Genomic DNA, 8,150 nt, shown 5'->3' on the forward strand with positions numbered 1-8,150 from the left:
GCTGGGGGAGGAACTGCGCGACCGGCCCCCACGCACCCGCAGCCGCCGACGCTCCGGAACCAGCCCCCGCGAACCCCTAGTGCGGCGCCCCCCGCCACCCGGAGACGGGCAGCGCGAACTTCGCCACCAACCGGTCGGTGAACGACGCGTGATGCAGCCGGGCCAGCCGCACCGGCACCGCCCCCCGCCGCACCTCGACCCGCGCCCCCGGCGGCAGCTCCACCGTCCGCCGCCCGTCGCACCACAGCACCCCCGGCTGGATGTGCGGCAGCACCTCCACCGCGAGCACCGAGTCCGGCGAGGTCACCAGCGGCTTGGCGAACAGCGCGTGCGCGGAGATCGGCACCATCAGCAGCGCCTCCACCTCCGGCCACACCACCGGCCCACCGGCGGAGAACGCGTAGGCGGTGGACCCGGTCGGCGTCGACAGCACGATCCCGTCGCACCCGAACCCCGTCACCGGCCGCCCGTCGATCTCCAGCACCACTTCCAGGAGCTTCTCGGCGCCCGCCTTCTGCACGGCCGCCTCGTTCAGCGCCCAGTCGGTGTGCACGATGTCCCCGTTGCGGTGCACGACGACGTCGACGGTCATCCGCTCCTCGACCTCGTACGCCCGGCTCACCACCCGGTCCACGACCTTGTCGAGGTCGTCCCGCTCGGCCTCCGCGAGGAACCCGACGCTGCCGAGGTTGACGCCGAGCATCGGCACCCCGGAGGCGCGGGCGAACTCGGCGCCGCGCAGCAGCGTCCCGTCACCGCCGAGCACGATCAGCAGCTCGCAGCCGTCGAGGCTGTGCGGCGAGGCCTCCTCGACGAGTTCGACCTCGTCGGGCAGCGGCAGGTCGCGGGCCTCGAAGTCCAGGACCCGTACGCCGACCCCGGCCGCCAGCAGCCCCTTCACCACCAGCTCGGCGCTGCGGATCGCCGCGGGCCGCCCGGTGTGGGCGAGGAGGAAAACAGTACGAGCTCGGTTCTCTGTCAACGCGGCCCCTCCGCCACTGCACGGTCAACGTCGGCCGGATCCAACTGGGGTGCGCCGGCCCGCAACCACAGAAAGTACTCGACGTTGCCGGACGGCCCGGGCAGCGGACTGGCGGTGACACCGTTCACCCCGAGCCCCAGCTCCCACGCCTTCTCGGCAACCCCCCGCACGGCCTCCGCCCGCAGCTGCGGACTCCGTACGACACCCCCGCTGCCCAGCCTCTCCTTGCCCACCTCGAACTGCGGCTTGACCATCATCACCAGGTCGGCGTCCGGCCTCACGCACCGCGCCAGGGCCGGCAGCACCAGCCCGAGCGGGATGAAGGACAGATCACCCACGACAAGATCCACAGGCTCCCCATCGATCGCTTCAAGCGTCAACTCGCGTACGTTCGTACGGTCCTTGACGGTGACGCGTTCATCGCTCTGCAGAGACCACGCGAGTTGGCCGTATCCGACGTCGACGGCGACGACGTGCGCGGCGCCCGCGCGCAGCAGCACATCGGTGAAGCCTCCGGTCGAGGCCCCCGCGTCCAGCGCCCGCCGTCCCTCGACCACCAGTCCCTGCGGGACGAACACCGCCAGCGCGCCGGCCAGCTTGTGGCCGCCCCGCGACACGTACTCGGGATCGCTGTCGTCGGACTGGACGACGATGGCGGCGGCGGTCTCCACCTGGGTGGCCGGCTTGGTCGCGAGGGTCTTGCCGACGGTCACCCGCCCGGCGGCGATCAGCTGGCTGGCGTGCTCGCGCGAGCGCGCCAGCTTCCGGCGGACCAGCTCCGCGTCCAGACGGCGACGTGCGACTCCTGCCACGGTGGGTTCAGCTCCTGCTCTGGTGGTACGACGGTGCGGGCGCCCGGTTGCCGAACGGCGGCACGGGCGCCGGGGGCCCCGGGGCTCCGGGGCGGGCGTCGAGCGCGATCAGCGCGTCGCGCAGCCCCCGGTGTACATCCTCGTACACCTCCAGGTGGCCGTCCGTGGCGAGGTGGTCGGCGTCGGCCAGCCGGTCGAGCTGTGCGTCGACCTCGGCGTTGCCGGTGGGGGTGCGGGGGACGTTCAGCGGGGCGGGCGCGGCGGGGTCGTACTCGGGTTCGACGGCGGCCGCTTCCCCGGCCTCCGTCCCCGGGGCCGCCACCAGGCCTTCGGGCGCAGAGTCGGTCATGCCCCGACGCTACATCGAAGCGCTGGGGTACCGTCGATCGCGATGGCCACGATCGAGGAGTGCCGCGCCGCACTCGACAAGCTCTCGCACAGCATGGGCGGCGCCGAGGGCGACGTCCGCGCGGCCGCCGCCATGGACCGCACGGTCAGCTGCCACATCACCGACCTGGACGTCACCTTCGCCGGCCGGCTCACCGGCGGCCGGATCGAGGTCGAGGAGACATACCCCGGCCCGCCGCGGGAGAGGGCACAGATCAGACTCGCCATGGCCGGCGACGACCTGCTGGCCCTGGTCGACGGCGAGCTGAACTTCGCCGGCGCGTGGGGTTCGGGCCGGGTGAAACTGGAGGCGAACCTGCTGGACCTGTTCCGGCTCAGGAAGCTGTTGTGACCCTCGCCCTGCGGGCCGCCGGCACCACCAGCGGGGTCCCCGTCTCCGGGTCGTCGATGACCTGGCAGCGCAGCCCGAAGACCTCCTCGACCAGTCCGGCGGTGACGATGTCGTTCGGGGCGCCCTCGGCGACGACCCGGCCGCCCTTGAGCGCGATCAGGTGGGTGGCGTACCGGGCCGCGTGGTTGAGGTCGTGCAGCACGGCGACCAGCGTCCGCCCCTGCTCCTCGTGGAGTTCGGCGCACAGGTCCAGGACGTCGATCTGGTGCTGGATGTCCAGATAGGTCGTCGGCTCGTCGAGGAGCAGCAGCGGGGTCTGCTGGGCGAGCGCCATGGCGATCCAGACGCGCTGCCGCTGGCCGCCGGAGAGCTCGTCGACGTACCGGTCGGCGAGCTCGCCGACCCCGGTCCGCGCCATCGACTCCTGGACGACCCGTTCGTCCTCGGGGGACCACTGGCGCAGGATGCCCTGGTGCGGGTAGCGGCCGCGGCCGACCAGGTCGCCGACGGTGATGCCGTCGGGGGCGATGGACGACTGCGGGAGCAGGCCGAGGGTGCGGGCGACCTTCTTCGCGGGCATCGACTGGATGACCTGGCCGTCGAGCAGCACCCGGCCCTGACGGGGCCTGAGCATCCGGGACAGGGCGCGCAGCAGCGTCGACTTGCCGCAGGCGTTGGGGCCGACGATCACCGTGAAGGAGTTGTCGGGGATCTCCACCGACAACTGCTCGGCGATGACGCGCTGGTCATAGGCGAGGGTGACGTTCTCGGCGGACAGGCGGTTCACGGTGCTCCTCTTGCGGTCCGGCTCACTGTCTGACGCGGCGTTCGGCTGGGGGGTCGTGCTCATATCCGGCCCGCCCGGCGCTCGGTGACGAGGAGCCAGAGCAGATAGACCCCGCCGAGGACGCCGGTGACCACGCCCACGGGCAGCTGGTCGGCGCCGAAGGCGCGCTGGGAGGCCCAGTCGGCGGTGACCAGCAGGGTGGCGCCCATGCAGAGGGAGGGCACCAGGTTGGGGCCGGGCGAGCGGGTGAGGCGGCGGGCGAGCTGAGGGGCGGTGAGGGCCACGAAGCTGACCGGGCCGGCGGCGGCGGTGGCGGCCGCGGTCAGCAGGACGGCGGCCACCATCAGCAGCATCCGCACCCGCTCGACCCGTACCCCGAGGGCGTTCGACGCGTCGTCGCCCATCTCCATCATCCTCAGGCCCCGCGCGTTGGCGAGGACGAGCGGGACGAGGACCGCGCACAGCGCGAGCAGCGGCCAGACCTGGCCCCAGTCACGGCCGTCGAGCGACCCGGTCATCCAGACGACCGCGCGGGTCGCGTCGACCAGGTCGGCCTTGGTGAGCAGGTAGCCGTTGACCGCGGTGACGATCGCGGAGACGCCGATGCCGACCAGGACAAGACGGTAGCCGTGGACGCCCTGCTTCCAGGCCAGGAGGTAGATGGCGAGGCCGGTCACCAGACCGCCGAGCAGCGCGCCGACGGTGACCTGGGCCGCGGTCCCGGACAGCAGCACGATGACGACGAGCGCCCCGGAGGTGGCGCCCTGGGAGAGGCCGAGCACGTCCGGGCTGCCCAGGGGGTTGCGGGAGATCGACTGGAACAGCGCGCCGCCGAGCCCCAGCGAGGCACCGACCAGCAGACCGACCAGCACCCGCGGCAGCCGCAGCTCGTTGACGATGAAGTCCTGCCCGGCGGTGCCGTCCCCGGCCAGCGTCCTCAGCACGTCCCCGAAGGAGATCGGGAAGTCCCCGGTGCCGATCAGCACGACACTCGCGGCGCACGCGGCCAGCAGCAGCGCGACGACCACGACCAGTGCGCGCACGTCGGTCCGCAGGGAGAGCCCGCCGGGGGTGCGCAGAGTGAGTGTGCTCTTCACAGCGGTCTTCGCGCCGGTCTTCGCAGCGGTTTTCACAGCGGTCTTCGCAGCGGTCCTCACAGTTGGGCCGTCCTCCGCCGTCGTACGAGAAGAATGAAGACCGGCCCGCCGATGATCGCGGTGACGATGCCGACCTGGAGTTCCGAGGGGCGGGCCACGACCCGGCCGATGACGTCGGCGCCGAGCAGCAGCACGGGCGACAGGACCGTCGCGTACGGCAGGATCCAGCGCAGGTCGGGGCCGGTGAAGGAGCGCACGACGTGCGGGACCATCAGGCCGACGAAGGCGATCGGGCCGCACGCGGCGGTGGCCGCGCCGCACAGCACCGTGGCGGCGAGCATGGCGAGGGCCCGGGTGCGGCCCAGGTCGGCGCCGAGGGCGCGGGCGGTGTCGTCGCCCATCGCCACCGCGTTCAGCGGCCGGGCGAGGCCCAGGGCGAGCAGGGTGCCGGCCGCGAGGAACGGCAGTACCTGCACGATCGTCGAGTTGCTGGCCGAGGCCAGCGAACCCACCGTCCAGAAGCGCAGCTTGTTGAGCGCCGCGTCGTCCGTGATCATCACGGCCTGGAGGTAGCCGTAGAGCGCGGCGCTGACCGCCGTACCGGCGAGGGCCAGCCGGACCGGGGTGGCGCCCCGGCTGCCGCCCAGGAACCACACCAGCGCGCCCACCACGGCCGCCCCGAGGAAGGCGAACCACACGTAGCCGCTGAGGGTGCTGACGCCGAAGTAGGTGATGGCGGTGACCACCGCGGCCGACGCGCCCGCGTTGATGCCGAGCAGCCCGGGGTCGGCGAGCGGGTTGCGGGTGAGCGCCTGGAGCACCGCCCCGGACAGGCCGAGGGCGGCCCCGGCCAGCAGCCCGAGGACGGTCCGCGACAGCCGCGTGCCGACGACGACGTCGCCGTATGTCCCCGTGTCGTGGAACAGGCCGTGCCAGACCTGGTCCAACGGCAGCTGTTTCGCCCCGATCGCGATGCTCGCCAAGGCGACGAGCAGCAGGATCACTACGGAGACGAGGAGCCCGAGGGCCCGTATCGCCCGACGGCTCGGGGGCGCGGGAGCGGTCTCCGCGCGCTGTTCGGGGGGACTGTCGACCAACACAAGGTTAGGTTAGCCTACCCTCGCATTGCGCTTCGAGGCCGCGTCCCCCACGGCTCCCGTACCCGACGCGGACAGCAGCCCGTCGCCTACGCCGGCTCAGAGGCCCAGCCGTGCCAGTGACTTGCCTCCGTCCAGCTCGCAGGAGCCCTCCCCGGCCGCCGTCCAGGCCGCCGCGCACAGCGCCCGCAGCCCGTCGAGCGCCCCGCCGTCGCCCTCCAGCTCCAGCCGGCCGTCCCCCGCCGTCGCCGTCCAGCCTCCGCACCGGAAGCCGTCGCCGACGGCCGTGACCTCCGGCTGCCCGGTGAGCAGCCCACGCAGGTCGGCGTCGACGAAGGTCGGCCGGTGCTGCGGCGGCGCGGCGAGCAGCTGCCGCCCGTCGGTGACGCCGGTCAGCACGAGCAGCGAGTCGACCCCGCCGTTGAACGCGCCCTCGATGTCGGTGTCCAGCCGGTCCCCGACCACCAACGGCCGCTCCGCACCCGTCCGCAGGATCGTCTCCCGGTGCATCGGCGGCAGCGGCTTGCCCGCCACCTGCGGCTCGGCACCCGTCGCGATCCGGACCACCGCCACCGCCGCGCCGTTGCCCGGCGCGATCCCGCGCCCGCTCGGGATCGTCAGATCGGTGTTGGACGCGAACCACGGCACCCCGCGCGCGACCGCGTACGACGCCTCGGCGAACCGTCCCCAGGGCAGGTCGAGGCCGCCGTACCCCTGCACCACGGCCGCCGGATCGTCGTCGGCGGACTCCACCGGCTCAAGGCCCCGCTCCCGCAGCGCGACCCGCAGGCCCTCCCCGCCGATGACCAGCACCCGCGCCCCGGCCGGCACCTGCTCACTGATCAGCCGCGCGACCGCCTGGGCCGAGGTGATGACCTCGCCGGCCCCCGTCGGAATGCCCAGTTCGGTGAGGTGCTCCGCCACCGCGTCCGGAGTCCGCAGCGCGTTGTTGGTGACGTACGCCAGACGCATGCCGCCCGCACGGGCGACCTCCAGCGACTCCACGGCGTGCGCGATCGCGCTGCCGCCCGCGTACACCACCCCGTCCAGATCGAGCAGCGCCGTGTCGTACGCCGTGCTCAGGGCCTGTCCGCTGCCCTCGGGACCAGTCCTGACGCCCTGGCTCATCCCCATCGCTCCTCGTCACTCCCCGTCACTCTTCTGCCCGTCGGCCTTTCACCGTCGATCATCCCGCACGCCACTGACACACGTACGATGCCGGGATGAACACTGCAGGTCACTCGGAAGCAACGGAGCGCCGAGGCCTGGAACTCACCCCGTTCCGAGGCCTTCGCTACGACCCGGACCGGGTCGGCAGCCTGGCCGCCGTCACCTCCCCGCCGTACGACGTCGTCGTGCGCCCCGACGGCGTACACCACCTCCAGTCCGCCGACCCGCACAACATCGTCCGCCTCATCCTCCCCCAGGCCGGTACCCCCAGCGCCGGTACCGAACAGGCGGCCGACACACTCCACCGCTGGCAGGCCGAGGGCATCCTCGCCGCGGATCCCGAACCGGGCCTGTACGTCTACGAACAGCAGGACGGAAACGGCCTGCTCCAGCGCGGAGTCATCGGCGCCCTGCGGGTCTCGGAGCCGTCCGAGGGCGTGGTCCTGCCGCACGAGGAGGTCATGCCCCCGGTCGTCGCCGACCGCGCGGCCCTGATGCGTGCCACCTCGGCCAACCTCGAACCGCTCCTGCTCACCTACCGGGGCAACGGCACGACCGCGGAGATCATCGAAACCGTCGCCACCCGCCCCCCGCTCCTCGCCACCACCACGGAGGACGGCTTCCGGCACCGCCTCTGGTCGATCACCGACCCCGACGAGCTGGCCCTCGTCCAGTCCGACATGGCCCACCGCCAGGCCCTGATCGCCGACGGCCACCACCGCTGGGCCACCTACCTGCGTCTACGCGCGGAGCACCCCTCGCCCAGCCCCTGGGACTACGGCCTGGTACTCCTCGTCGACACGGCCCGCTACCCGCTGCGCGTCCGCGCCATCCACCGCCTGCTGCACGGCCTGCCGGTCGCGGAGGCGCTGGAGCACGTCAAGGGCCTGTTCCGGGTACGACGCCTCGACGTCCCCCTGGCCGCGGCCCAGCAGGCACTGGCGGACGCGGCCTGCGAGGGCAACGCGTTCCTGCTGGCCGGCGACGGCTCATTCCACCTCATCGACCGCCCGGACCCGGACCTCCTGGCCCGTACGGTCCCGGACGACCGCCCGGCCGCCTGGCGCACCCTGGACGCGACCGTCCTGCACGCCACGCTCCTCGACCACGTCTGGCGCATCCCCGAGGACTCGCCCGCGCACATCGCGTACATCCACGACACGGTGGCGACGGTCGCCAAGGCCGAACGCGACGGCGGTACGGCCGTCCTCATGCACCCGGTGCGCGAGGAGGTCGTCCGCGACCTGGCCCGCCAGGGCGTGACGATGCCCCGCAAGTCGACGTCCTTCGGCCCGAAGCCGGCCTCGGGGCTGGTACTGCGGGCGCTCGACGTCTGACGGAGAGAGGGGGGGCCCCCGGCGGGGTCCGCCCACGCACCCTCGCTCCATCACCCCGCGGACGCACTCAGTGCATCACGCCCGCCGCCCACGCCTCGTCCGGCGGGCCCGCCGGGGCCGCGGCCCCCC

At 73.2% G+C, this 8,150-nt stretch carries 9 protein-coding genes; 2 read left to right on the forward strand and 7 right to left on the reverse strand.

Annotated elements, in window-relative coordinates; all coding sequences use genetic code 11:
• Positions 1 to 76 precede the first annotated feature (76 nt).
• From ACFY0K_RS27375 to ACFY0K_RS27385, 3 genes are read right to left on the reverse strand one after another with little or no spacing between them, the layout of a single operon-like run.
• Positions 77 to 982, reverse strand: coding sequence for an NAD kinase (locus ACFY0K_RS27375; RefSeq protein WP_351962419.1), 906 nt, complete (start codon positions 980 to 982; stop codon positions 77 to 79).
• Entirely contained in the window at positions 979 to 1,794 is an 816-nt protein-coding gene (locus ACFY0K_RS27380; protein WP_351962420.1) for a TlyA family RNA methyltransferase, read from the reverse strand. The genes ACFY0K_RS27375 and ACFY0K_RS27380 overlap by 4 nt, the downstream gene beginning before the upstream one ends.
• Positions 1,795 to 1,801: 7 nt before the next feature.
• A complete protein-coding gene (locus ACFY0K_RS27385; protein ID WP_390642056.1) occupies positions 1,802 to 2,143 on the reverse strand; it encodes a hypothetical protein in 342 nt (113 codons plus the stop codon).
• A 42-nt stretch (positions 2,144 to 2,185) separates the two neighbouring features.
• On the opposite strand from ACFY0K_RS27385, the gene ACFY0K_RS27390 reads away from it, so the two are divergent.
• Positions 2,186 to 2,533: an SCP2 sterol-binding domain-containing protein gene (locus ACFY0K_RS27390; RefSeq protein ID WP_351962422.1), complete on the forward strand. Its 348-nt coding sequence runs from the start codon at positions 2,186 to 2,188 to the stop codon at positions 2,531 to 2,533.
• Here ACFY0K_RS27390 and ACFY0K_RS27395 read toward each other — a convergent pair.
• From ACFY0K_RS27395 to ACFY0K_RS27410, 4 genes are all read right to left on the reverse strand, one after another.
• On the reverse strand, positions 2,517 to 3,383 hold the full coding sequence (locus ACFY0K_RS27395) for an ABC transporter ATP-binding protein (protein WP_390642057.1): 867 nt from the start codon (positions 3,381 to 3,383) through the stop codon (positions 2,517 to 2,519). The two genes, ACFY0K_RS27390 and ACFY0K_RS27395, sit on opposite strands and share 17 nt — an antisense overlap.
• The gene (locus ACFY0K_RS27400) at positions 3,380 to 4,417 is read right to left on the reverse strand and encodes a FecCD family ABC transporter permease (protein ID WP_390642058.1); all 1,038 of its coding nucleotides are present in this window, start codon (positions 4,415 to 4,417) and stop codon (positions 3,380 to 3,382) included. The genes ACFY0K_RS27395 and ACFY0K_RS27400 overlap by 4 nt, the downstream gene beginning before the upstream one ends.
• A 56-nt stretch (positions 4,418 to 4,473) precedes the next feature.
• Positions 4,474 to 5,517, reverse strand: coding sequence for a FecCD family ABC transporter permease (locus tag ACFY0K_RS27405; protein ID WP_390642059.1), 1,044 nt, complete (start codon positions 5,515 to 5,517; stop codon positions 4,474 to 4,476).
• Positions 5,518 to 5,613: 96 nt separating this feature from the next.
• Positions 5,614 to 6,642 carry an HAD-IIA family hydrolase gene (locus ACFY0K_RS27410; RefSeq protein WP_390642060.1) on the reverse strand — a complete coding sequence of 343 codons (1,029 nt, stop codon included), beginning with the start codon at positions 6,640 to 6,642 and terminating at the stop codon, positions 5,614 to 5,616.
• Between the two features lie 95 nt (positions 6,643 to 6,737).
• Here ACFY0K_RS27410 and ACFY0K_RS27415 point away from each other — a divergent pair, with 95 nt between their 5' ends.
• Positions 6,738 to 8,021: a DUF1015 domain-containing protein gene (locus tag ACFY0K_RS27415; protein ID WP_390642061.1), complete on the forward strand. Its 1,284-nt coding sequence runs from the start codon at positions 6,738 to 6,740 to the stop codon at positions 8,019 to 8,021.
• Positions 8,022 to 8,150 lie beyond the last annotated feature (129 nt).

Source organism: Streptomyces sp. NPDC001507 (assembly GCF_042894765.1).
GTDB lineage: Bacteria > Actinomycetota > Actinomycetes > Streptomycetales > Streptomycetaceae > Streptomyces.